Origin of the sequence: Myxococcus vastator (genome assembly GCF_010894475.1) — a bacterium.
In the GTDB taxonomy this organism is placed as follows: domain Bacteria; phylum Myxococcota; class Myxococcia; order Myxococcales; family Myxococcaceae; genus Myxococcus; species Myxococcus vastator.
In genome coordinates this window covers 1-24,562 of the sequence record NZ_JAAIYB010000071.1, presented here as the reverse complement: position 1 = coordinate 24,562, position 24,562 = coordinate 1, and the positions used below count along the sequence as shown (strand labels likewise).

19 protein-coding genes and 1 pseudogene are annotated in these 24,562 nt (G+C 69.9%); 6 read left to right on the top strand and 14 right to left on the bottom strand.

Translation table 11 applies throughout. From position 1 onward, the window contains the following. From G4D87_RS10000 to sitA5, 8 genes are all read right to left on the bottom strand, one after another. On the bottom strand, positions 1 to 912 hold a 912-nt coding region (locus G4D87_RS10000; protein WP_240358149.1), incomplete at its 3' end, for a YcaO-like family protein. Next, on the bottom strand, positions 909 to 1,742 hold the full coding sequence (locus tag G4D87_RS09995; RefSeq protein WP_163781304.1) for a hypothetical protein: 834 nt from the start codon (positions 1,740 to 1,742) through the stop codon (positions 909 to 911). The genes G4D87_RS09995 and G4D87_RS10000, both read right to left, overlap by 4 nt. Further along, on the bottom strand, positions 1,733 to 2,770 hold the full coding sequence (locus G4D87_RS09990; RefSeq protein WP_163781302.1) for a Gfo/Idh/MocA family protein: 1,038 nt from the start codon (positions 2,768 to 2,770) through the stop codon (positions 1,733 to 1,735). The genes G4D87_RS09995 and G4D87_RS09990 overlap by 10 nt, the downstream gene beginning before the upstream one ends. 74 nt (positions 2,771 to 2,844) lie before the next feature. After that, on the bottom strand, positions 2,845 to 3,777 hold the full coding sequence (locus G4D87_RS09985) for an HD domain-containing protein (protein ID WP_163781300.1): 933 nt from the start codon (positions 3,775 to 3,777) through the stop codon (positions 2,845 to 2,847). A gap of 3 nt (positions 3,778 to 3,780) precedes the next feature. After that, positions 3,781 to 4,965: an inositol-3-phosphate synthase gene (locus G4D87_RS09980; protein WP_240358148.1), complete on the bottom strand. Its 1,185-nt coding sequence runs from the start codon at positions 4,963 to 4,965 to the stop codon at positions 3,781 to 3,783. 181 nt (positions 4,966 to 5,146) lie between these two features. Next, a complete protein-coding gene (locus G4D87_RS09975; protein WP_163781297.1) occupies positions 5,147 to 6,592 on the bottom strand; it encodes an MATE family efflux transporter in 1,446 nt (481 codons plus the stop codon). A 289-nt stretch (positions 6,593 to 6,881) separates the two neighbouring features. Then, entirely contained in the window at positions 6,882 to 7,232 is a 351-nt protein-coding gene (locus G4D87_RS09970) for a DUF2019 domain-containing protein (protein ID WP_163781295.1), read from the bottom strand. Continuing rightward, the gene (sitA5, locus tag G4D87_RS09965) at positions 7,232 to 8,587 is read right to left on the bottom strand and encodes a SitA5 family polymorphic toxin (protein ID WP_163781293.1); all 1,356 of its coding nucleotides are present in this window, start codon (positions 8,585 to 8,587) and stop codon (positions 7,232 to 7,234) included. The genes G4D87_RS09970 and sitA5 overlap by 1 nt, the downstream gene beginning before the upstream one ends. 157 nt (positions 8,588 to 8,744) lie before the next feature. Between sitA5 and G4D87_RS09960 the strand changes: the two genes are divergently transcribed. Both G4D87_RS09960 and G4D87_RS09955 read left to right on the top strand, forming a co-directional pair. Next, positions 8,745 to 9,245, top strand: a complete 501-nt coding sequence (locus G4D87_RS09960; RefSeq protein WP_163781291.1) for an SMI1/KNR4 family protein — start codon at positions 8,745 to 8,747, stop codon at positions 9,243 to 9,245. A gap of 122 nt (positions 9,246 to 9,367) precedes the next feature. Continuing rightward, entirely contained in the window at positions 9,368 to 9,658 is a 291-nt protein-coding gene (locus G4D87_RS09955; protein ID WP_163781290.1) for a hypothetical protein, read from the top strand. A gap of 853 nt (positions 9,659 to 10,511) precedes the next feature. Here G4D87_RS09955 and G4D87_RS09950 read toward each other — a convergent pair. The 5 genes and pseudogenes from G4D87_RS09950 to G4D87_RS09930 all read right to left on the bottom strand — a co-directional run. Continuing rightward, a pseudogene (locus G4D87_RS09950) lies at positions 10,512 to 10,715 on the bottom strand (transposase domain-containing protein); the annotation flags it as partial. Continuing rightward, positions 10,693 to 10,959 carry a hypothetical protein gene (locus G4D87_RS09945; RefSeq protein ID WP_163781286.1) on the bottom strand — a complete coding sequence of 89 codons (267 nt, stop codon included), beginning with the start codon at positions 10,957 to 10,959 and terminating at the stop codon, positions 10,693 to 10,695. The gene G4D87_RS09945 and the pseudogene G4D87_RS09950, both read right to left, overlap by 23 nt. 181 nt (positions 10,960 to 11,140) lie before the next feature. Further along, positions 11,141 to 11,497, bottom strand: coding sequence for a DUF2019 domain-containing protein (locus G4D87_RS09940; protein ID WP_176412946.1), 357 nt, complete (start codon positions 11,495 to 11,497; stop codon positions 11,141 to 11,143). Between the two features lie 84 nt (positions 11,498 to 11,581). Beyond that, complete coding sequence (locus G4D87_RS09935; RefSeq protein ID WP_163781282.1) at positions 11,582 to 12,511, bottom strand: DUF2381 family protein; 930 nt, start codon at positions 12,509 to 12,511, stop codon at positions 11,582 to 11,584. A 9-nt stretch (positions 12,512 to 12,520) separates the two neighbouring features. Then, the gene (locus G4D87_RS09930) at positions 12,521 to 14,461 is read right to left on the bottom strand and encodes a serine/threonine protein kinase (protein ID WP_163781281.1); all 1,941 of its coding nucleotides are present in this window, start codon (positions 14,459 to 14,461) and stop codon (positions 12,521 to 12,523) included. A gap of 169 nt (positions 14,462 to 14,630) precedes the next feature. Here G4D87_RS09930 and G4D87_RS09925 point away from each other — a divergent pair, with 169 nt between their 5' ends. Further along, on the top strand, positions 14,631 to 14,882 hold the full coding sequence (locus tag G4D87_RS09925) for a helix-turn-helix domain-containing protein (RefSeq protein WP_240358147.1): 252 nt from the start codon (positions 14,631 to 14,633) through the stop codon (positions 14,880 to 14,882). A 135-nt stretch (positions 14,883 to 15,017) separates the two neighbouring features. After that, positions 15,018 to 15,365 (top strand): helix-turn-helix transcriptional regulator, encoded by a 348-nt coding sequence (locus tag G4D87_RS09920; RefSeq protein WP_163781277.1) that lies wholly within the window; start codon positions 15,018 to 15,020, stop codon positions 15,363 to 15,365. Between the two features lie 22 nt (positions 15,366 to 15,387). On the opposite strand, the gene G4D87_RS09915 is transcribed toward G4D87_RS09920, so the two are convergent. Further along, positions 15,388 to 16,554, bottom strand: a complete 1,167-nt coding sequence (locus G4D87_RS09915) for a serine/threonine-protein kinase (RefSeq protein WP_163781275.1) — start codon at positions 16,552 to 16,554, stop codon at positions 15,388 to 15,390. A 288-nt stretch (positions 16,555 to 16,842) separates the two neighbouring features. Here G4D87_RS09915 and G4D87_RS09910 point away from each other — a divergent pair, with 288 nt between their 5' ends. Continuing rightward, the gene (locus G4D87_RS09910) at positions 16,843 to 19,536 is read left to right on the top strand and encodes a non-ribosomal peptide synthetase (RefSeq protein ID WP_338044928.1); all 2,694 of its coding nucleotides are present in this window, start codon (positions 16,843 to 16,845) and stop codon (positions 19,534 to 19,536) included. 21 nt (positions 19,537 to 19,557) lie between these two features. After that, positions 19,558 to 24,562 (top strand): non-ribosomal peptide synthetase (locus tag G4D87_RS09905; RefSeq protein ID WP_163781271.1); only part of this gene is annotated, 5,005 nt, incomplete at its 3' end.

The window sequence follows — 24,562 nt, the reverse complement described above, 5'->3', positions numbered from 1 at the left end:
GGGGAACTGCTCCAGGTAGCCGGGTGGGGCGACGCGGGCCACGTGCTCCAGCGACCCGTGCATGAAGGCCTTGCGCGCTCGCGAGCCGGCGTACTCCAGCAGGGCCTTGCGCAAGGCACGGTCCCGGTCCGGGTCGGCCGCCTCGCCGCAGGCCGTCACCATCAGGGGCTGCTCGCCCACGTTCGCGTCTCTCGCCACCACGTACAGGTTCACCAGCCCGAACTCGGTGGTGGCCAGCTTGGGAATCACCTCGATGCCGAGCTGGCGGTAGCGCTTCAGCAGGACGCGGATGGAGGGGGGCAGGTTCGCCCCCTCCAGGTCGAGTACGACGCCCTGGTCCATGGCGCGGAAGCACAGGCCATTGCCATCGCGCTGGAGCAGCTCCAGCAGGGCGTGGGCCAGCGCCGGGTCCCGGGTGAGTCCGGCGCCCTGCCCGTTGGTGATGGGGAGGATGAGCGGCGCGCGGCCGTGGAGCTGGCCGGGGTGGATGGCGACGAACTCCTCCGGCACCAGCACGCGCTCGCCGGTGGACAGCCGCTGCATCGGTGCCCAGGTGAGGCGCTGGTCGGGGTGGTAGGGGCTGCCGGCCGGCAGGCTCAGCGTGAGCGGGTCCGCCACGCCGGAGGTCCCGTGCGCGCGCACCAGCTCGTTGTAGCTGCCATGGAAGCGCGGGAGCATGGCCAGGGCCCGCTCGGCGAAGACCTCCTCGGCCAGCTCGCCAATGGCGCTGACCATGGCCTCCGGCTCGGTGGCGCCGTAGCCGTGAGAGGTGATCCACGGCCCGTCCTTCATGCGCAGGCTGGAGGCCACCACCGGGACGCCGACGCGGTCAATGGCGTCGTCGCGAAACAGCAGCAGGTCTCCGGGCGGCAGGGCCCGGGCATAGGCGTCTCGTGCTTCGCTCGCGTTCATGACAGCTCCTCCAGGGGAATGGGACGGGTGTGCGGCATGCCGGCGAGCAGCCGATTGAACAGGGCCAGCGCATGGGCGCGGGTGACGCCCCGGGCGGACTCGAAGGGCGTGAAGACGTTCTCGAAGGGCAGCCGCTCGAGCACCGCGCGGTAGCGGCGCAGCTCGCCGTGGCTCAGGGGAATGGCGGCGTGGAAGCCCTTGTGGCTGGAGAGCGCCACCGGCCGCCCCCGGTCGTCCAGCTCCACCTTGAGGACGTCTCCACAGAAGAGCGAGCGCGTGCGCGCGTCGTACAGCACGCACTGGCCCTCGTAGTGGCCGCCCACGCAGTGCAGCGTGAGCCCCGGGGCTAGTGCGTGCTCGTCGTCCACGGGCCAGCGCACCTGGAAGGCCTTGGTGTAGGGCACCGCGTCGCGGTGGAGCACCAGCAGCGGGTCGAACCGCTCCTGCAACTGCCACAGCGCGCCGAAGCCATGCACGTGCGAGGCGGACAGCACCCGGATGCCCCCCAGCGAGGCGAGGTGCTCCAGCGCCCCGCGCGAGTACCAGGGGGCGCCCTCGAAGGCCACGTGGCCCTCCGGCCGCAGCAGCAGCCAGCCGGTGCCGCCCAGCCCGAAGCGCGGCGCGCAGTGGAAGCCGAGCACGCCTGGCAGCGCCTCCGACCAGGACGTCTCCAGCGACTCGGACACCTGGGCGGCGGAGCGGAACGTCCAGCCGTCCTCAGGCAGCGCGTTGCGCACGTCCATGCAGATGGGACAGTGCGGGGGGGGCTCGTGAGAGAACCACGGCTGCCAGGCGCCGCAGTTGCAGCAGGCGTAGCGCGTCAGCGGCATGCCGCGTCCTCCCAGGAGCGGGGCTCGCAGGCCTGGCTCAGCAGGGTGAGCAGGCGCACGTCCCGCTCGGGCGCGAAGGGGGAGGGGCGGCCCTCCAGCACGCAGGTGGAGAAGGTCTCCACCTGGTGGAGGAAGGGGCTCCGGTCCTCCTCGGGCGAGAGGGGCACCGCGGTCTCCACGCCGGTGGCCGCGTCGGTGAGCGTCAGCGTGCCCCCCGGCGTCTGGCCCATCGTCTTGCTGGCCAGCGCGCGGGCCCGGGTGCCAATCAGCTCCAGGGTGCGGCGCGGGTACGTGTCGGGACAGTTGTAGGCCACCTGGAGCAGGCCCAGGGCGCCCCCGCGGAACCGCCCCATGAGGACGGCGCCGTCATCCACCGGGTAGTCATGGACGCGCCGCTGCATCAGGGCCGTGAGGCACGTCCACTCATCTCCGAGCAGCACCTCCAGCAGGTCGACGCCGTGCGGCGCCAGGTCAATCATCGCGCCACCGCCCGCCTGGTGCGGGTCGATGCGCCAGTTGCGCGGCGCCCAGTCCCGGGGCAGCCAGCAGGCGTAGTGGATGCGCGCCTGGGTGACGGTGCCGAGCACGCCCTCGCGCACCAGGGCGCGCAGCTTCCGGTGGGCCGCGTGGTGGCGCTGGTCGAAGGCGGTGGCGTACTGGACGCCCGCGCGCTGGCACGCCTCCACCATGCGGGCGCCCTCCTCGGGGCGGATGGCCATGGGCTTCTCACACAGCACGTGCTTGCCGGCGGCGGCGCAGGCCACCGTCACGGGCGCGTGCGCGTGGTTGGGCGTGGCCACGTAGACGGCCTCCACCTCCGGGTGCGCCAGCAGCTCCTCCAGCCGCGTGTACCGGGCCGCGCCGTCACCGGGCATCCGCGCCAGGGTCGCCTCATCCGAATCACACAGGGCCACCAGCCGCGCGTTGCCCGCCTCCAACAAGGCGGGCGCCACGTAGTCCCGGGCCACCCAGCCACAACCCACGATGGCCCATCCGAGCCTCCGCGAGCCCTGGACTCCACGCTCCATGCGCACACCTCCGCGAGCAGCAGGCCCCACCCGCGACGGGCGGCGGCCTCATCCGGCTTCGACGGCGAAGACGCTCAGGCCCGGAGGCCCGCCGCGACCAGCACCGCGTTCTCGTAGGACTGCATGGGGCCCGCATGCACCAGCTCCAGGTGCTCCAGGACCTGTCGGAGGGTGAAGCGCGCGGCGCGGGCGTGGAAGTCCATCTCCAGCACCCGGTCCAGCACGTCGGCGGCGTGGAAGGCGCGGGACTCCGGCGTGTCCGTGCGGGGCAGCTCGCGCCGGGCCTCTCGGATGCGCGCGGCGACGCCCGCCGGCAGCGTGGCCAGCACCTCCTCGGTGAGCCGCTCCACCATGGGCTCCACCGCGTCCCCCAGGAGCACGTCCGCGGCGTGGCCGGAGTCCGGCAGCACGCCGTTGAAGAGGTGATGGCTCAGCCCGGCCACGAAGGGCAGCGCCGGCGCGGCGTCGAAGAGGGGCGCCACGAGCACCGACGCGACGGCGACGGCGTAGCAGTGGTCCGCGTGGCTCTCCGCGGTCTCCAGGAGGATGCGGGGACGGCCGGGGTGGGTGATTCCGGCGCGAGGTTGGCGCACCAGCCGCTCCACGACAGGCGGCGGCGCGGTGTCCCCGGCGCCGAGCGGCTCCGAGAGCGCGGCGTGCAGCCGCTCCCGGAGGCCCGGCTCCAAGGGACTGGCCGCCGCGTCCAGCGCGCGGTGGAGGAACTCGGACGCGCGCGGTGGCGGCAGCCCGGCCCGGGCCAGCATCGCCGCGTCGATGCCGCCGAGCCGCACCGCGACCAGGGCCAGCGCCGTCTCGCGCAGGGCCAGGGCCTCCAGGTCCACGCCCGCGACGAGCGCGGCCCAGGCCCGCCGGAAGCCTCGCGCCGCCAGGCCGTCCGGGTGGTCGGCGGTGCGGACCCGCTTGAGGTCCATCAGCTCACCCAGCAGCGGACGGAGGGTGGCCAGCCGCGACGGAATCGCGGCCGTGTCCTGGACGGAGACCTTCATGGGCTAGCCCCTGAGCCGCTCTTTGCCGACGACGGGCCGCACGCTCCCGGCGCCCAGCCATTGCATCAGGCGGCGCTGCTGCTCGGGCATGGCGTGCTCGGGCGTGCGGCCGTCCTGCGTCATGGGCGCCTTGAAGAAGCACCCCAGGGACTCGATGATGCCGCGCTCCCCGCGGCGCTTGGCCAGGTCGAGCGTGCGCGCCAGCTCCACCACCAGCGGCGCGGCCAGGATGGAGTCCTTGCACAGGAAGTTGAGCTTGAGCTGCATGGGCTGACCCAGGAAGCCGAGGACGTCGATGTTGTCCCAGGCCTCCTTGTTGTCCCCGCGCGGCCGGTAGTACTGAATCTGCACGACGTGGTCCTGGACCTTGTAGCCGAGGATGCTGTCCAGCGCGGCGGCCTTGGTGTCGAGCTTCGCGGCCTTCGAGGCCGGGTCCTCCAGGGCCTCGCCGTCCCGGTTGCCGAGGATGTTGGTGGAATACCAGCCGGACACGTGCAGCGCGCGATCTCTCAAGGCCGGCGCGAGCACCGTCTTGAGCAGCGTCTGGCCCGTCTTCCCATCCTTGCCCGCGACGGGCGCGCCCTTGCGCCGGGCCAGCTCCATGAGCGCGGGCACGTCGGCCGCGATGCTGGGCGTGAAGTTGGCGAAGGGGAGGCCGCGCGAGACGGCGGCGTAGGCGTAGAGCATGGCCGGGCTCAGCTCCGGCGCATTGGCGTCAATCGCTGTCTCGAAGGCGTCCGGCGTGGCGAACAGGGGCAGCGTCAGGTCCACCGCGCGCTCGGTGGAGGCGCAGTTGATCATCACCAGCCGCTCCACCTGCTGCTCTCGCTGGAAGCGCTCCAGGTCCTGGTGGATGGCCGCCACCTGGGCGCGCAGGCCGCTCAGCGTCTTGCTGGAGGAGCCCAACACGTTGCGACAGAAGTTCCTGTTGGACACGGCGGGCCAGGGCCGAAGCTTCGACAGGACGGGCTCCACCGCCTGGAGCTGGGGCTCGGTCAGCACGCCATGGGTGCGCGCGGCCTTGGCGAGGTCATCATCGTACAAATCCCAGCCCGCGAACGTCAGGGCTCCGTAGTCCACCAGGCCCGCGCCCTTCACCCCGGCCAGCGGTAGGCCGGTGGTGTCCACCAGGCCGCGCTTGAGCAGCTCCATCCCCGCGATGGCGGTGGTCGCGACGGCGCCACCCATCCCCACAATCGCAATTCCCAGACGCTCGCCCGACATGCCAGCCATCCCCCCAGTCTCACCGCGTGTCGGCCCGGAGCAATTCCTCACGGACCCGCGCAATGAATCGTCACGGGGAGGAGCCCTTTCAAGCGGGAGAGCGCCGAATGCACTGAAGGGCTGGCTTTACGTCCGCGGCAGGAAGCTAGAGCGCGCGAGCCTTCCACCGTCCGCGCCGGAAGAAGAGGGCGCTGAGCGTGCCGAGCGCGGCGTAGCCGAGCGCGATGGCGAGGAACACGCCGGACGGGCCGAGTCCCAGCGTCGTGGACAGGACGTAGGCCAGTGGCAATTGCAATACCCAGGCGCAGAGGAGGTTGAGGAGGGTGGGCGTGGTGGTGTCTCCCGCGCCGTTGAAGGCATGCGGGAGGACCGTCCCGAAGGCGTAGAAGCCCATGCTGCAGCTCACGATGCGCAGGCAGCGCGTGGCGTGGCGGACGACCTCGGCCTCCGAGGTGAAGGCGCGCACGAGCGGCTCGGCGAACACGAGGAAGCCCAGGGCCATGGCGCCGAGCAGGAACAGCGTGTGGACGCTGGCCCGCCAGGCCACGCGCTCGGCGCGCTGGGGATTTCGCGCACCCAGGCTCTGGCCCACCAGGGTGCCCGCGGCGTGGCTCAGGCCCCACGCGGGCTGCTGGGCGAAGAGGAGGATGCGCATGGCGATGGTGTAGCCGGCCATCGCCGCGCTGCCGAAGCTGGAGACGAGGCGCATCAACACCAGCCAGCTGGACATGACCAGCAGGGACTGGACCAGGGCGCTGCCCGACAGCCGCAGCAGGGCGAGCAGGGTGCGGGGCGCCAGCCGCAGGTGGCGGCGCCGGATGACGAGCCGGCCACGGCCGCGCCTGAGCGCTCGGAGCTGGTAGAGCACGCCCACGGAGCGCCCGAAGGTGGTGGCCACGCCCGCGCCGAGCACGCCCATGGCGGGGATGGGGCCCACGCCGAAGATGAGGGCGGGGGTCAGGACGATGTTGAGGCCATTGGCCAGCCACAGCGCGCGCATGGAGGTGGCCGCGTCCCCCGCGCCGCGGAGGATGGCGCTGAGGAGGAACAGCAGCGTGAGCACGAGGCTGCTGCCCAGCATGACCCGCGTGTAGGCGGCGCCGTGCTCCACCACCCACGGCGAGGCGCCCAGGACGGAGAGCAGCGGGCGGGCGAACAGGACGCCGCTGACCGCCACGGGCAGTGAGAGCAAGAGGCCGAGCCACAGGGACTGCATGGCCGTGCTGGCCGCGCGCTCCGAATCCTTTTCACCGATGCGCCGGGCGACCAGTGCGGTGGCGCCGATGGACAGGCCCATGGGGAGAGTCTGGATGACGGTGAGCAGGGACTCGGTCATGCCCACGGTGGCCACGGCCTCCGCTCCGATTCGCGAGACGAAGAAGACGTCCACCAGGGCGAAGATGGACTCCATCACCATCTCCAGCACCATGGGGACCGACAGCAGCAGGAAGGCCCGGTCCACGGAGCCGACGGTGAGGTCGTGCTTGACGCCCCTCAGGGCGTCCCAGAGCACGGGGAGCCAGCCCCTGTTGTCCTCGAGCGAGGCGGAGCCGGCGGGCGTGAGGAGTTCGGAGGGAGTGGGGTGCGACATGGAATGAAGAGCGGAGGCCCTGGGCCTGCGTGAGAGCGGCCAACGGGCCCCGCCGCGCGTTTCATCCCCCACGAAACGAGGGCGCCGAGTCGTCAGGGCGGTGGCCTGACGAGTCCGACAGCGGGAGGCATCTCCGCCACGGGAGGGGACAGCGCCCTGGACGTCTGCTGGTCCTGGGCCTGGTGTCTTCGCTGCATGCCGCCGTGCGAACGTCCGTGCGGGGATCGGTTGGCAGCACGAAGACCCCGTCCTCACGTTTTCATGGCCAGCAGCCCGAACTCGCGTTGGCCTACTCCGGATCGAGCGCCCAGGTGCCTTCTTCCCAGCGTTTCAATGCCTGCCCGGCTTCGAAGGGCACGAGCCCCTTTCCCTTGGCGGCTTCCTCTAAAACCGCCTTCGCCTCGCTCGTCCGGTAGCGGAGTAGGTGGGCGGCGGCCATGACGCGCACATCCATGCGCTCATGCTTGAGCAGGACGAGAAGGGCATCACGCCCTGTGTTTCCACGGGCCAGGAGCTTGTCGACGGCAGCACCGTACTTCCTGGCGTGCTTGTTCCCGGTCTTCGCATCTCCTCGGAAGATGGCATCGGTCTGCGCCGCTACGTTCAGCGCGAACTGCTCGACCAGTTTCTCCAACGTCATCACCAGACTCCATTCGCCACGTTCTCAATGGCCAGCAGCCCGAACTCGCGCTGAGCCTCGTAGGACTTCGTGCTCAACCATTGCCGTACGGTCAAGGTGGTGGAGCCCGTGAGAGTACGCCGGATCGACGAATAGAACGCGCTGACATCGACGTGTAGGGGCTTCACCAGCGGGATGATGTTCTCGGTGTTGTGGAGGGCCTGCGGGCCGAAGCGCTTGACGTTGCCCGGGGTCTGCTCGACGAGGTGGTGCCACTGCTTGTTCGTGCCCGCGGGGCCCATGGCCTTCTTGAAGCCACTGAACGAGCCCCAGGCTCTGTAGCCCGAGGGACGCGCCTTGGCCGGAGTGCCGCCGCCCGTGCCTCGGGCCGCCATGGCCACCGCGCCGGGCGCGAGGGCGATGGTGACTGTCTCGGCGCTCACGGCCACCGTTCCCACCTCCGCGACCGCCGCGAGCCGGATGCCCACCTGCGCTTCGGCCTGCACCGCCGCTTGCGCTGCGCCGGGGAGTCTTGGCACCTTCGCTCCCAGCCCCGCTGCCGTGTTCCCAATGGCGGCCGTGGCCAACATCGCGAACGCGCGCGCCGCGTTGCGGCCCATGACCTCGCCGTAGCGCGCTCCCGCCGCGTGTAGCTCGTCAAGCGTGGTGGCCCGCTCCGCCTCCTCCACCAGTCGCTTGAAGCCCACGATGAGGGTCCAGAACGTATCGACCCCCACGTAGGCGATGAGCGAGGCCGTCATCACTGCGGCCACGCCCTTCGAGAATGGCTCGGGTACCGTGAGCAAGATGCAGTACGTGGTCCACGTCCAAAGAACCGCCGACATCATGGCCTGGGGGTCGGCCAGGTCCTTGAAGGCGTCCATCATCTCGTCCCACACGGCGCCCTGGGCCAGGGCCATGGCGAGGGCGTAACGGCCATCCCCGGTGACAGTGGGACTCTCCACGAGGAGGCGCAGGCAATCGCCGGGCCTGTCCGTGCGCTCGCACCAGCGCAGGTAGGCGCGAGTCAACGCCACCTCTGTCGCGGGTGGTTCGCCCTCCAGGTGTTCGCCCGGTCCCAGCGGGATGACGCGATGGCCGCGTGGCTCGTACAGGTATGAGCCGCTGCGCGAATCGACCTCGAACAAGCGCCGGGCCGTTTCCTGGGGGCGAGTGGACGGCCGCACGCTCCGGGCCAGCGCTCCTACGGCTTCAACGAAGTCGTCTGCGTCCAGGTCCACAGGCGCGGCATCGCCGCCGCGTGGGGTGAGGACGATGGGCTCGCCGTGGCCCGTGTGTAGGCGCACGGACTTCGTGGCGCCGCTGCATCCGGCCAGCAACACCAGCAGGAGGGGAATCGACCATCGTGGCAGCATGCGGAGCCCTTCTGGCGCTGGCCCCCTTTGCCGGGAGCCCATTGTCGACACGAAGTCTTGCAATACCAGATAGAGCTGACAGGCGCTCCGGGCTGAATCATCATCCCGTTTCCGAAGGGCCGCCACGAGACCCTACTGGGGCTCTACAACCAGTGCTATGCGAACAACCCGCCGTGGACGGCTGCTGGGGTGGACTCTCCCTGCATTGCTCGAAGAGGTGTCGCGCCGCCACTTCCCCAACCCGCCTGCGACCCCGGCACAAATCGATGCGTTCGAGCAAAGGGTCGGGTGGCGCCTGGACCCGGACCTTCGCGCCTTCTACCTGCACTGCGATGGCGCCAGGCTGTTCGACCGCATCAACCCTGAATTCGCCTTCTACCCGCTGGCGAAAATCCGTCGCGCGCGGAGGGTGCTCCTTCAGGACGATACCGACAGGTCCGGGCCAGCGTCCTGGTACGCGCTGTGCGAGCTGGTTGACAGCAACTACATACTCCTCGACGTGAGCCACCAAGACGCGGGCCGGTATTCGCTTCGCGATGGCTACCGCGAGGCGTTCCCGGATCCGGACTACTGCCCGCAGATTGCGGTTTCGTTTTCTGAATTCCTCGCTGGCGCGCTCCGCTCGAATGGGAGTTGGTTCTGGCTCCCGCCAGCGTGAGCTACGGCGCCGCCGTCATGTCCTGGCTCGGCGGGTGCGCGCTCGGGCGGAGGGACACATGGGGCGGAGTTGTTCCGCGGAATGATGGAGCACTTTTCCATTCGAAAGGGAGGGAGAGACTCGTGATGCTTGAACCGGACCTGCTTGACGGTCTTCGAAAGATGGCTTCGGCCAACCGTGACGTGGTCGAGATGGCGCATTGGTTGCTTGATCAGTTGTCGCTCGATGCTGCCAGAGATCGAATTTACGTGATTGCATACCTTCAACAGACATACTTTCTGTCCGCGGGGGATGCTGCTGCTATTGGTGCATGGAGCCTGTTTCCTGGCGGAACGTGGTCGGATGAGGAAATTGAGCGTTTTCTGTCTCCGAGAATTCTGTCAATAAGAAATAAATGGTTGATGATGCATTGACCATCTTTGGAGCGAGCGCGGACACGGTGGGGCTGGAGGAAAATGGAGAGTGCATTCCTGATTCTTCCGTCAGGGCTGCATGTATTACCAAGCCATTCCCATGATGAAGGAGGAGCGCCTACGTCCTCTCGTCGAACGCTTCGCCGAGCTCCTTCACGGCCATCGGGTTTTCCAAGAAACGCTCGGCTCCATTTGAGGGGATGGCTCAGGGCCGGAACACCACTATTTCGACCTTGTTGAAGGGCCATATGCTACAAACCCTGAGGTTGCGCGAAGGCCGATGTCTGCGACACCAATTCGCGGACGGGGCGATCAGACTGCGGTCTGCACAAATGCGGCTTGTGCTTTGTTCGACCGTAGCAATCCGAGCATTGAGCTCGTTGGATCGAATGAATGAACATGACTAAGACATATTCAGATGTGCAGACGTGGCTTCGGTCGCAAGGGATCGAGTCAGAAGTCACTTCTTTCGGCCTGCGCGGAACGCTCTCGGTCGGGTCGCAGATTTATTTGTTCAAGATTGGAAGGTCGAGCGGAGGTGGAAAACAGGTCGCCGTTCAGCCAGTTCCTGGCGACCTTGTCTGGTGGTTCTGGAGTGAGACGTTGGATGGTATCGGTCGGCTGCTGGTCGATGCCCGTGCGCGGGTCGTGGATGGCAGAGCTCGAACGTGGCTTGATGCGCTACGTGGACTCGACTCAACAATGAGCGCATTCTGGCCGCAAGAAAGCTGAAGTCGTACCCGTTCGGCGTAACCGACCGATGGCCGGCGTTCGGCGAGCACTCCGGTGCCTCGACGTATCGTGGTCGTCCCGCCCGCCTGCTGGAGGCCACGTCGCTGTCGTCTGATGCGCCTCATGACGAGTCAAGCGCAGACACAGTTCGCCAGCGGTGCGGCAGCAGTTCGTCGAGGCGGGCGGCGGGGTGGCTTCCCAGCCGTAGCAGCACGTCGGCCACGTACGCCTCGGGATTGACGCCGTTGGCTTCGCACGTGGCCACCAGCGAAGCGAGGTTCGCCAGGTTCTCTCCAGCGTCGTCATGGCCGACGAAGAGGTTGGTCTGCTCCCCGATTTTCGGACCAGCTGAAGCGTGAGAATGTCATCGCGGCCAGGAGGCAGGTCGGTCGTGAGTGTTGCCGCGCATCTTTGTTGATGGTCGGATAATCCGGCTGGTTGATGGCCATCGAGGTGGCCGGGCGCATCAGCTCCAGACGCGTCATCGAGGTGTTCTCGGTAACCGTCCGGCCAACGACGTGCCGTGCGGGATTGCTGGGGTGGCGGTAGCGGCGGACGCTTTCGGGCATGTCGAAGCAGGTGGAGAAGCAGGAGTGGGTCCGCGTCGCGGAAGCGTTCGAGGCCAGTGGGCAGACGCAGCGGGAGTTCGCGTCAGCGAGAGGCGTGCGCCTGAGCACGTTGCAGTCCTCCGCATTGCCGATGAGCGCTTCGGTCGCGGCGGTGGTTCCGGCGCGGATTGGGGATCCACGTCTATTCCGGATCCAGCGCCCAGGTTCCGTTCTGCCAGTGTCTCAGGGTCATGATTGCGCCGAGAGCGCCGATGCCTCCTTCCGTCGCCGCAGCCTCCAACACGGCCTTGGCTTCCGCCGTCCGGTAGCGAAGGAGGAACCCAGCTGCCATGGCGCGAATGTCCGTGCGGGGATGCGTCAGCAGCACGGCGAGAGCTTCCCGCCCCGCATCACCCTGCGCTCGGAGTTGCTGAAGCGCCGCGGTGTACTGCCTGGCGTGGCGATTCCCCGTCCTGGCATCTCCTCGACGGATGGCATCGGTCTGGGCCGCGACGTTCAGTGCGAATTGTTCGACCAGTTCCTCCAGCGTCGTCACCAGAACCCCTTCCTCACATGCTCAATGGCCAGCAGCCCAACGGAGCCCTCCTCGCGCTGAGGCGCGTGCGTGAGGCTGACGGCGCTCCTACGGGAACGTCACGCCGGAGAGCGTGATGGCGCGCAGCCCGCCCGGCCCCCACAGCTTCAGGGTGAACGGCCCCTGCGCCGCATCCGGCGTCGCTTCCGCCTCCACCACGACGCGGCCGAGCGGATCGCGCGAGATGGGGGCCTTCTGCCAGACGGTCAGAATCTTCAGCGATGTGCCCGGCTTGCTCACCAGCGATGCACCTTCCGCGGTCCAGGGGTTCGCGGCGTCCGGGTTCTCGAACTCAACCGCTACGGCCACGCGAACAGGGGCGCGATAACTCCATGCCCGGTGTGCCCGGAGTGCATTGCCTGGATGCTGCCGGACCTCTTCGTTGACGCGGAGGAGCTTCGCGGCGACGCCCTCCTCCTTTTGGATGACACCGTTGGCCAGGAGGCCCGCGATGCCGCTCGGTTCCCGCTGCTCCGCCCTCAGCCGCGTGTTCTCCGCGTGGCACTGCTGGGTCTCGGCGCGGGCCTCATTCGCCTCCTGCTGGTAGGACTCCGCCGTGCGTGCCTGTCGCCACACCTCGACGATGCGCTCGCCGCGCGCTGGGTGGGCGACGAGGATGAAGGTCGCACCGACGGGGACCGAGCCATCCTGGAAGCGCACCGTCAGCAATAGGCGCTCGCCGGGCAGGAACTGCTCCGAGGGCACCAGCCGGAGCGTGCTTCGCCCGAAATCCACGAGCGAGAAGCGCGCTTCGCCTTCGAGCACGACCTTCGCTGAATCCAGGATGGCGTCGAACTCGAAGGTGGTGGATACGCGTGGGCTTATCTGAACCTCGGGGGGCGGCACCGCCTCGGATGGCTCCGCCGAGAGTTCGACGCGGCGCACCCCAAAGCCCGAGGCCGTGGGCGACGGTCTGGCGGTCGCGGCTCCAGACGCGAGCAAGAGCACCACAAGAACGGCGATGGGTGACGCGGGCACGGTCGGTCCTCAATCGAAGCGGCGCACGGCCTTCAAATCCAAGGCGGAGTAGACGATGGCCGTGCCGGGAGCACGGGTGGGATTCATCTTCAGGAGTCCGATGCGGCCGTCCTCCGGTTCAACGAACTGCACGCAGACAGGGATGCGTTCGTTCTGGGGAGTACGCGCCTCGGTGAGCCGTCCGTAGACCCGCTCCGGACCGACGAGGAGCTGCCCGGAAAACAGGGTCTGCGAAGGCAGGCCTCCCCAAGGGACTCCCATGCGAACCGTCGTCGCGCCCTCGTGGACCTTGATGTTTCTGCCTCCTGGGCCGGGACCCAGATCGAACGTGGTTGAAGGCCGCTCAAGTCCGGGGGCGAAGAGGCCGAGTTCTTCCATCGTCTCAACGGCCCCTGGAGGGCAGTCCTCGGGAGGCGGCGTCGGGCGCACCTGGGAGCCAGGGCACGCCATCGAAAGGCAGGCCGCGACACCCAGGCCAAGCGCCTTGCCAACGGCTGTGCCCTGGAGGCGTTGCGGCGCGGGCTGGGGGAGCATGCCGGTGTCCTTCTTCATCTTCACGGAGGCCTTCTCCTTGGAATACGTCGCGGGAACGGCGACGGCCGCAAGGGTGGATGCTCTATCGAGCGGGCCTGCGGCCTCGTCAGCTTCCAGTGGCCTCCAGGGTGTCGCCACTTCCTGACCGGGAGTCCCGGACGTGAAGGCGAACGCGGGAGCGGCGGAGGGAGAGCCCACGGTGACATGGGAATGCGGCTCCAGCCCGTGACGTGCGGCAGAAGGAGCGGAGGGCATCCATCCGCGCGCGAGTACCAGCCCGCCCGCAACCAGGAGCACCAGCAACGCCATCCAGGCAGCCACACGTGGGGTCTTGAAATGACCGGCGCGTGGCTCGGGCGGGAGGTCCGCTGCGTTGGAAGCGGGTTCGTGCGCGCCCTTGCCGCGCGGCGGACGAGGCCCGCGACGAGGCCGGGCCTTGCGCCGCTTCAGCCACTGCGCCACTTCGTCCTCAACCGCGTGCGGCGCCTCCGCGCGCGTGGTGGCGGTGTCCGCGCCATGGGCATCACAGAGCTTCACGTCCCAGGCTTCGTCCGCGTGGGCCAGCAGGGACTCCAGCTCCGCGCACAGGGTGCCGGCGTCGGGGTGTCGCTCCTCGGGAACCTTGGCCAGCAGGCGCATGCACACGGCACTCAGGGCCCCGGGGACGCGCGGGTTGAGCGCCTGGGGCGATGGAGGCGCGCGGTTGAGCACGGCCTCCACGCCCTCGGCCTCGTCCGGCAGGAAGGGCTGCCTGCCCGTCAGGAGTCCATAGAGCACGACGCCCAGCGCGTACAGGTCATCCGAGGGGCCGGCCTGGTAGGAGCGGCCACGCTCGTCCCCGTGCTCCTGCAGGAAGCGCCAGGCCTCGGGCGCGCGGTACTGCTGGGTGCCCGGCGGAAGCACGCCGCCGGTGATGCTGGGGGCGCTCTCGTACCCGCCCGCGCCGAAGTCCACCACCACCGCCTCGCCGTCTGCGTCGCGCACGACGACGTTGCTCTCCTTCAAGTCCCGGTGCACCACCTTCTCCAGGTGCGCGGCGCCCAGCCCGCGCGCCACGCCAAGCACCTTGCGCGCCACGTCCCGGGCCGAGGGGTTCTCCTCCGAGGCCCACACGTCCAGGCGGCGGCCCTCCACGTAGTCCATGAGGATGACGAAGGACTCGGGCGCCTCGTCCGGCCACTGGCAGTGTCCCCGGAGGCGCACCAGGTTGGCGTGCTTGAGCCGCAGGAGGATGGCCACCTCGCGCTCCGCCCACTCGGCCAGCCCCCACAGCGGGATGAGCTTGAGCGCGGCGCTCCGCGCGCCACGCCGGGCGAGGTACACGGCGCCGAAGCCCCCGGCGCCCAGCCGCTCCTCCACCACGTACCCGCCAATGTCGGTGCCTGGGGGCACGACGGGATGCAGACGCGGGCTCACGAGTCCTCTCCTTCGGCGGGGCGTCCGGGCAATGGAACGCGTGAGAGTTCCCCCCGCGAAGCAGCGCGGGAGGAGGATAGACCTGGAACGGATACCATGGTTGGACCTGTTGAGGTATATGCTCGGAGTGCCGTCCCCGCGGCATTCTCCTCTTTTCCCAGGTCACCTCATGTACGCGAAGCTCTCCCAGCGGATTGGAACCCAGGTCCGCGCCGCCCGGCATCGGGCGGGCCTGTCGCAGGCGCAGGTGGCCGAGGCCATCCACGTGCCGACGCTGGTGCTCAGTCGCCTGGAGCGCGGCAGGTTGCTGCCCAGCCTCCCCACGCTGGTGGACCTGTGCGGCGTCCTTCGCGTCTCCGTGGACCTCCTCCTGAGCGGCGAGGCCCTGGCGTGTCCCGCGCCCGAGGGGGCCGGCCGGTAGGTGGGGCGCCGCCGTGTGACAGGGGTGCGTCGCGCATCGACACGGCCGTCAAGATGCGGCAGGAAGGGCGTTCCCGAGTCGCGGGCCTCCAGCCCGCGGCAGACTGGGCCCTCGGTGTTCCAGGTACCCCGACGCATGAACGAAGAACTGGCGACCCGCATTGGAAGTGCCGCCCGCGAGGCGCGGACGCAGCTCGGGCTCACGCAGGCGGAGGTGGCCGCGCGGCTGGGCCTGGCGCACATGGTCTACAGCCGCCTGGAGCGCGGGAAGATGCTGCCCAGCGTGCAGACGCTGCTGCGGATGTGCGCGGTGCTGCGCATCGGCTCGGACGCGCTGCTGGGGCTCGAGGACGCGGAGGACGGGAAGGGGGCGCGAGGGCAGGGCGGAGCGCCCAGGCTGCGGCAGCTCAACGGCCTCGCACGAAAGATGGACGACGAGCAGCTCGACGCCCTGGTGAAGGTGGCGCAGGTGTTGCTGCGTTGAAGTGGCGCCCGGCCGCCCGGGCTCACTTCGCGTTCGGCGCGGGCGTGGCTTCGTCGGCGTCCAGGCCCTCGGGGAAGATGCCCGCTTCGTCCAGCTCCACCCGGTCGCGCAGGACGGACGCGTCCGACAGCATCCGCGCCAGCTCCTCGGCCGCCTCCTTGCGTCCGAAGGGCTGGGGCTGTGCCGCGAGCGCCGCGCGCAGGGCATCGCGCAGCTCGGCGGCCGAGGTGTAGCGCTCGGCGGGCTTGCGCTGGAGGGCCTTGTGGAGGATGGCCTTGAGCGCGCCCGGCAGACCCGCCATCGCGTCCTCCACGTCCTCGGGGCGGTAGCGGCTGACGAGCGCCATCATCTGCGTGAGGGGCACGGAGGGCGCCTCCTCCGTCTTCACGTCCAGGGCGGCGCTGGGGGCCTGCGCGTCCTCCAGGTCGAAGAGGTGCTTGCACGTCAGCAGCTCTAGGAGGACGAGGCCCAGGGAGAAGATGTCGGACCGGCCATCCATGGGCTTGCGGAGCAGGTACTCGGGGGAGGCGTACGCCACATCGCCCTTGAGCAGGAGGGCCGGCGTCTCCTCCCGGCCCACGATGAGCGAGTACGCGGCGCCGAAGTCCGTCAGCTTCACCTCGCCGCTCCGGGCCACGCGGATGTTCCGGGGGGCGACGTCGCGGTGGATGATGCCCAGCGGCCGGTTCTCCGAATCCCTCAGCGTGTGCGCGTGGTGGAGGGCGTCGGCCACTTCGGCGGCGATGTAGAGGGCGAAGGGCGCGCGGAGCGGTTGCTCGCGCATGGTGGCGAGGCTGATGACGGTGTCCAGCGTGGGGCCGTCCACGTACTCGGCGATGATGTGCGGCCGGTCGGCGTGGATCTTCAGGTGATGGACCTGGGCGATGGCCGGGTGGTGGAGGCGGAAGGCGAGCTGAACCTCCTCGATGAGTCGCTGGCAGCGCTCGAAGGCGACGGGGTTGCGCAGGCGCTTGATGGTGACGTGCCCGGCGAGCCCATGGGGGAGGTGACGCTCGGCCAGGAGCACCACCTCGCCATTGCCGCGCCGGTCCAGCGTGCGGAGGGCCGCGTAGGTGGTGGTGTCGAGGGTGAACCGGAGCTGGGGTCGGGCGCGCTCCAGGTCGGAGCTGTTCTCCGGCGTCGGGTCCTCGAACTGCGCTTCGTGGGTCGGCGTGCTGTCATCGGTCATGGGTCTAATATTCATAAACCAATGAGGTATTACAAGCGGTCCGAGGGGAACGGCTTCAAGTGAGCCGGTGTTTGCCTTGCTCGGAATGGCTGCTCGGCCTGGTCCGGTGCACGCAGACAGTGCAGGTATTGAGACGAGTTGCTGCTCACACTTCTTCCTATCGAGGAGTGCCGGGCGGAGCGCGGAGCGAGCAGTGTTGACTTGGCAGTCATGCCATGGCACACAAATATTCCCTGGAAGGCATGGTGTGCAGGGAACGCGCGCATCGAATAAAGTTCGGAGAGCGCCTTGACGAGGTTGAGTGAGCTACGAGTCCCGCGCGACTCCAGGAACGCTGCTCAGGACCGCGCGATCAGCGAGATCTTCGAGGCCCAGGCGGAGCTGCATCCAGAGCGGATTGCCATTTCGCATGGCAATCAGGCCTTGACCTACGCGCAGCTGAACCAGCGCGCCAACCAGGTTGCCCGCCATTTGCAAGCCGTGGGCCTGGAGCGCGAGGGTTTGGTTGGCCTCTGCATGCGGCGCTCCATCGGGCTCATCGTCTCCAAGCTGGCCATCCTCAAGGCCGGAGGCGCCTACGTTCCGCTCGATCCGGACTACCCGCAGGAGCGGCTGGGCCTGATGCTGCAGGACACGCGGCTGCCGCTCGTCCTCTGCGAGGCGGACCTCGTGGCGCGTCTGCCAGAAGGGGGCGGGCAGCGGCTGGTGGCCGAGCACCTGCTCGAGGCCGCGAGCGGCCTGTCCCCGCGCAACCTCGGGACGCGGATGAGTCCCGACCAGCTGGCCTACGTGATCTACACCTCCGGGTCCACCGGCCGCCCCAAGGGAATCTCCATCCCGCAGCGGGGCGTGGTGCGGCTGGTGTGCAACCCCAACTACATCCAACTGGGGCCGGACGAACGGATTGCGCAGGCGTCCACCGTCTCCTTCGACGCGGCCACCTTCGAGATCTGGGCGGCGCTCCTGAACGGGGCGGAGCTGGTCGTGCTGGACCGGGAGGTGGTGGTTGCGCCGCAAGCGCTCGCGCGGGAGCTGCGGGAGCGGCGGTTGACGACGCTGTGCCTGACCCCCGCGCTCTTCAACCAGGTCGTGCTCGACGTCCCGGACGCCTTCGCACCCCTGACGAACCTGCTGCTGGGCGGCGAGGCGCTGGAGCCCAAGCGGGTGCGGGCCGCGATGGAGGCGGGCGGCCCGAAGCGCCTGCTGAACGCCTATGGTCCCACCGAGTGCACGACCTACGCGGCCACCCACGCCGTCACCGACGTGACGGACGGCACCTCCGCCATTCCCATTGGGACCGCCATCTCCGAGACCGAGCTGCACGTCCTCGACGAGGAGCTCGAGCCGGTTCCGGTCGGCGTCGCGGGCGAGCTGTACATCAGCGGGAAGGGGCTCGCCCGTGGGTATCTCCATGCCCCGGCGCTGACCGCCGAGCGGTTTTTGCCCAACCCCCTGTCCTCCGAGCCCGGCGCGCGGATGTACAAGACGGGGGATATCGCCCGCCAGCGCAAGGACGGCGCCATCGTCTTCATGGGTCGCTCCGACCATCAGGTCAAGCTGCGCGGCTTCCGCATCGAGCTGGGAGAAGTCGAGGCCGCCCTGCTGGCGCATCCCGCCGTCGCGCAGGCCATCGCGGTGGTGCGCGAGTTCTCCCCGGGAGACAAGAGGCTGCTGGCCTACGTGCTGGCCGCGGAGCGGGTGGAGCTGTCTTCCGGTGTCCTCAGGGGCTGGCTGGAGACGAAGCTGCCCCGGTACATGCTGCCCTCCGCGGTGCTCGTCGTGGACGCGTTCCCGCTGACCCACAACGGCAAGGTCGACCAGGCGAAGCTCCCGCTCCCCCGCGAGCTGATGGAAGCGGACCGTCGCCAACCTTACGTGGCCCCGCGAGACGGCCTCGAGCTCCAGCTGCAGAAGCTCTGGGAGGAGCTGCTGGGCGTCAGCCCGGTGGGCGTGCAGAGCAACTTCTTCGACCTGGGAGGGCACTCGCTGCTGGCCGTGCAGCTCGGCAGCCGCGTGCGTCAGCAGTTCGGCCACGAGCCGCCCATGGGTTCGTTCTACGAGCGCCCGACCATCGAAGCCCTCGCGGAGCACTTCCGCGACCAGGTCCGGGCGGGCAGGCGCTCCCCCATCGTGGCCATCCACCGCGCGGGTACCAACCCCCGCTTCTACTGCGTCCACTCGGTGATTGGCTCCATCATGCGGTACGTGGACCTGTCGCGGGCGATGGGCGCTGGGCAGCCCTTCTTCGCCCTGGAGGCCCGGGGGCAGGAGGACGGGCAGCAGCCGCACCAGTCCATCGAGGCCATGGCGCGTGACTACGTCGACGCCATCCTCGAGGATGCGCCCGAGGGCCCCTACTGCGTCGGAGGCTGGTCCATGGGCGGGCTGGTCGCCTTCGAGATGGCCCGCCTGCTCAGGCAGGCCGGCAGGGACGTGGGGCTCGTGGCCCTGCTGGATACGTGGACGCCCGAGGCCTTGCGCAGCGCGAGTGACAGGCCGATGCAGGACGCGACCCGGCGCCCGGACTGGTCCCCCGAGGTGAAGAACGACGCCGAGGCCATTGCCATGGTCGTCAACACGCTGGGCATCCCCATGTCCACGGCGGTGCTGGAGCAGGTGACGTCGGACGAGCAGTGGGAGTTCATCTGGCAGCAGGCCCGAACCACCAACGCGCTCGCCGCGGCGATGGGCCCGGTGCGGTTCCGGCGCGCCCTGCAGGTCATGCAGGCCAACACCTCGGCGGCCGAGAAGTACGTCCCCCAGCCCTACGAGGGGCGGGTGGTCCTCTTCGAGGCGGAGGGTGGCACGCCGCCGCAGGTCCGCGCGCGCGCGCTGGGTTGGCTCGACGTCATCCGCCCCGAGCAGCTGGAGCGGTGCCCGGTTCCCGGCGCCCACCGGACGCTGCTGTCCGAGGTCAACATCCCCGTGCTGGGCAGGCGCATTCGGGAGTACCTCGAGCGGGTGGCCGCTGGCTGGCGGTAGCGCCTCACATCCGGAGGGGACATGAACACGCTGATTGATCTGCTCCGCTCGCGCAGCGACGCGTACGGCGAGACCCCGCTCTACACGTTCCTCCCCGAGGGAGAGGGGGACGGGGTCTCCCTGTCCTTCGCCGGACTGGACCTGCGCGCGCGCGCGGTGGCCGCCCGGCTGCGTGCACTCGGCGTAGGGCCAGGGGAGCGGGTCGTGCTCCTGTTTCCTCCGGGGCTCGACTACATCGCCGCGTTCTTCGGTTGCCTCTACGCGGGCGCCATCGCCGTGCCGGCGTACCCGCCCTCCTGGAAGCGGCGCGACTCCCGGCTGCTGGCCATCGTCTCCGACGCAAGGCCCCTGGCCGCCATGGCCAGCGGGCAGCTCATCCAGAACCTGGAGCGCTTCCTCACCACGCACCCCGAGCTCCGGCCCCTGCGCTGGGTGGACCCCACCCAGGCCGACCCGAACGAGGCGGAGGCGTGGCGCGCTCCCTCGGACGCCGAGGGCGCGCTCGCCTTCCTGCAGTACACCTCGGGCTCCACGGCGGTGCCCAAGGGCGTGATGCTGGGCCACGGGCAACTGCTGGAGAACATGCGCCTCATCCAGCGCGCGTTCGCGGTCGCCCCTGGCTCCCGGTCCGTGAGCTGGCTGCCGCCGTACCACGACATGGGGCTCATTGGAGGCATCCTGGTGCCCCTGTTCGCGGGCAGCCATGTGACGCTGATGCCGCCAGCCGCCTTCCTCCAGAGCCCGCTGCGCTGGCTCCAGGCCATCTCGCGCGTGGGGGCCGACATCAGCGGCGGGCCGAACTTCGCCTACGAGCTCTGCATCCAGAAGCTCCGGCCGGAGCACGCCGGCTCGCTCGATTTGCGCTCCTGGCAGCTGGCGTACAACGGAGCGGAGCGGGTTCGCGGCAGCACGCTCCAGCGCTTCGCGGAGGTATTCGCCCCGTACGGGTTCGACCGCCGCGCGTTCTTCCCCTGCTACGGCCTCGCCGAGGCCACCCTCTTCGTCACGGGAGGACCGCGGGGCGTCGCCCCCCGCATCCAGGCCTTCTCCGCCCCGGCCATCCAGCAGCACCAGGCGGTCCCCGTCGAGGACTCGGCACCGGAGTCCCAGGCGCTCGTGAGCTGCGGACGCTGCCCGCCAGAGGCCGCCGTCGTCATCGCCCATCCGGAGTCGTGCGCGCCGCTTCCTCCGGGCGCGGTGGGCGAGGTCTGGGTCCAGGGCGGGAGCGTGGCGAAGGGCTACTGGGAGCAGCCCGAGGCGACCGGGCAGACGTTCCACGCGCGCCTGCGGGACTCGGCCCAGGGGCCCTTCCTGCGCACCGGGGACCTGGGCTTCCTGAGGGAGGGGGAGCTCTTCATCACCGGGCGCATCAAGGAACTCATCATCCTGCGCGGTAGGAATCACTACCCCCAGGACATCGAGCTCACCGCCGAGCGCGGCAGCGCGGCGGTGCGGCCAGGGTGCGGAGCGGCCTTCTCCGTCGAGCAGGATGGCGAGGAGCGGCTCGTCATCGTCCAGGAGCTGGACCGGCACACGAAGGCCTCGCCCGCGCAGGTCGCGGAGGAGATCCGCGAGGCGGTGGCGCGCGAGCACGAGCTGCGGGTCCACACCGTGGTGCTCGTCCGCCAGGGCACCGTTCCCAAGACGTCGAGCGGGAAGATCCAGCGCCGGCTCTGCCGGCAATGGTTCCTGGAGGGGACGCTGGAGGCCGTCGGCACCTTCTCCCGGAGCGAAGACGGCGAGGGCGCCATGCAGGCGCGAGAGGACGTCCCCCAGGCTCCGGGTGCGCCGGAGCCGGAGCCCGGCTCCCGACAGGAGCTGGTGAGCTGGCTGCGCGGACGCCTGGCGAGGCTGCTCCAGATGGAAGCCCGGGACATCGACCCCGGGCGGCCGGTCACCCACTACGGGCTGGACTCGCTGACGAGCTTCGAGCTCCTCGGGGACATCGAGCAGCGGTGCGGGGTGGTGCTGCAGGCGGCGGCGCTCCTGGAGGGACCGTCCCTGGAGGAGTTGGCGGAGCAACTCCTCGGCGCCACCGAGGGCACGCGGCCCCCCGCGGCGCTCCCGGTGCCGGAACCGGAGCTGCAAGCGCGCGCCTCGTATGGCCAGCGCGCGCTCTGGTTCATGCACCAGTTGGACCCGCGGAGCGCGTTGTACAACGTCTTCCAGGCCGTCCGGCTCCGGGGGCCGCTGAGCGCCGGCGCGCTGCGGCGGGCCTTCCAGTTCCTCGCGGAGCGCCACCCCGTCCTGCGCACGACGCTGGTCCAGCGAGAAGGGGACCTGTTCCAGCGGACCCAGGCGTGGCGGGAGGAGATGTTCACCCTGCACGAGGCTTCGGGCATGGGGGAGGCGGAGCTGTCGCGCCTTGTCGAGGAGGAGGCGCAGCGGCCCTTCCAGTTGGAGCAGGGGCCGTTGTTCCGGGTGACGCTCTGGAGGTGCTCCGAGACGGAGCACGTGCTCGCCGTCGCGCTCCACCACGCCATCACCGACTTCTGGTCGCTGGGGCTGATGGCGGGCGAGCTCCGCGCGCTCTATGACCAGGTCTCCTCCGGAGAGACCCCTGCCGCCGAGGCGCCGCTGCCCCTGTACGCGGAGTTCTGCCGCCACCAGGAGCAGCTGCTGGCGGGGGCGGAGGGGGCTCGGCTCTGGCAGTACTGGCGGGAGCGGCTGAGGGGAGCGCTTCCCATCCTGGACCTCCCCACGGACCGCCCACGCGCCCGTCAGCCGTCATTCCAGGGCGCCATCCAGTCCCTGCGGCTGGAGGCCGGGCTGACCGGACGCCTCAAGGCGCTGTCGCAGCGGCACGGCGTTACGCTCTACACCACCCTGCTGGCCGCCTACGGCATCCTGCTCTCCCGGCTCTCGGGGCAGACGGACGTCGTCATCGGAACGCCCATGGCGAGGCGGACGTCGGCGGCGTTCCAGAAGGTCATGGGCTACTTCGTCAACCCGGTCCCCATCCGGGTCGAGGTCGCCGGGGACGTGGACTTCCCGACGTTGCTCCAGCGGGTCCGGGGCTGGGTCCTGGGCGCGCTAGAGCATCAGGCGCTCCCGCTGCCGCTGTTGGTGGAGCGGCTCCAGGTGAAGCGCGAGGTCGCCGCCGCGCCGCTCTTCCAGACGATGTTCGTGTTCCAGCGGTCGCACTTGCCGGGAATGGAAGGGCTGACGGCGCTGGCGCTCCACCAGTCGGGGCGCGTGCTCGAGTGGGGTGACCTTGTCGCCGAGTCCCTTCCTCGGGAGCGGTGCTCCACCGAGTTCGACCTGTCGCTGTACATGGGAGAGCTGCCGGAGGGGCTCGTCGCCACGGTGGAGTACAACACCGGCCTCTTCGAGGCCCGGACGGTGACGCGCATCCTCGAGCAGCTCGCGGCGCTGCTGGAGAGCATCGCCTCGGCGCCGGAGCAGCGCGTGTCCCGCCTGTCCCTGGCCTCGCCCGGCGAGCAGCGGCTGCTGCGTGAGTGGAACGACACCGGGACGCCGAGGCCGGAGGCCAGCGTCTTCCACGCCTTCTTCGAGCGCGCCGCCGCCGCGCACCCGGAGCGCCTCGCGCTGTGCCGGGGTGAGCAGCGCATGACGTACGGTGAGCTCGACCGGCGCGCCAACGCGCTCGCGGACCACCTGCGGCGGCTCGGGGTCGGGCCCGAGGTGCTGGTGGGTGTGTTCCTCCAGCGGACCCCGGAGCTGGTGGTCGCGCTGCTGGCGGTGCTCAAGGCGGGAGGCGCCTACGTGCCGCTGGACCCCGCGTACCCGGCTGGGCGCGTGGAAGCCATCCTGGGGGAGTCAGGGGCCTCCCTCGTGCTCACGCATTCTGGGCTCGCCCAGGAGCTGCCCCCCTGTGACGCGCGCCTGCTGCGGTTGGACGCCCTGGAAGGGGAGGCTGGCGGGCCGGCCACTGAGGTCCGCTGCGGGAGCGCGAACCTGGCGTACGTGCTGTACACCTCCGGCTCCACGGGAAAGCCCAAGGGCGTGGCCATCCAGCACGCGAGCGTCATCGCGATGCTGCAGTGGGCGCGAGACACCTATGCGGACGGGCAGCTCGCGGGCGTCATCGCGGCCACGTCCGTCTGCTTCGACCTGTCCGTCTTCGAGCTGTTCGCGCCCCTCAGCTGGGGCGGCTCCGTCATCCTCGTGGACAGCGCGCTGTCGCTGCTGGAGGCCGTGCCCGGCGGGGAGCCCACGCTGCTCAACACCGTGCCGTCGGCAGCGGCGGAGTTGGTGCGGGCCGGAAGGGTGCCTCCCACGGTGAGGACGGTGAACCTCGCCGGAGAGGCCCTGCCCCCGGTGCTCGTCCAGCGGCTGCATGGGCTGGGCTTCGTGGAGCGCGTGTACAACCTGTACGGCCCCACCGAGGACACGACGTACTCCACCTTCGCCCTGATGGAGCGGGGGAGTGCGTCCTCGCCCATGGGCCGCCCCCTGCCTGGCTCCCAGGTCTACCTCCTGGACGCGGAGCTGGAGCGGGTGCCGCTCGGGGCTCCCGGGGAGGTGTACCTCTCGGGAGAGGGGCTCGCGCGCGGGTACCTCCACCAGGCGGGGCTCACGGCCGAGCGCTTCCTGCCGGACCCGTTCTCCACGCGGAGCGGGGCACGCATGTACCGCACAGGGGATATCGCTCGTTTCCGCCAAGATGGCCGGCTCGAGTACCTGGGACGCGTCGACCATCAGGTGAAGGTGCGGGGCTTCCGGGTGGAGCTCGGAGAGATCGAGTCCGTGCTCGCCCAGCATCCCGGGCTCCGGGAGTGCGTGGTCGTCGCGCGCGACGGGCGCCAGGGAGACCGGCAGCTCGTCGCCTACGTGGTGGCCGCGCAGGGACAGGCGCTGCGAGCGGAGCCACTGCGCGAGCATGTGGCGAGCCGCCTCCCGCGGTACATGGTGCCCGCGGTGTACGTGGTGCTGGAGCGGCTGCCGCTGAACGCGAACGGGAAGGTGGACCGCCAGGCGCTGCCGGAGCCGGAGTGGGAGCGGGAGAAGGAGGAGGAGGGGGAGGAGAGGACGCCGGTGCAGGAGGTGCTGAGCGGGGTATGGG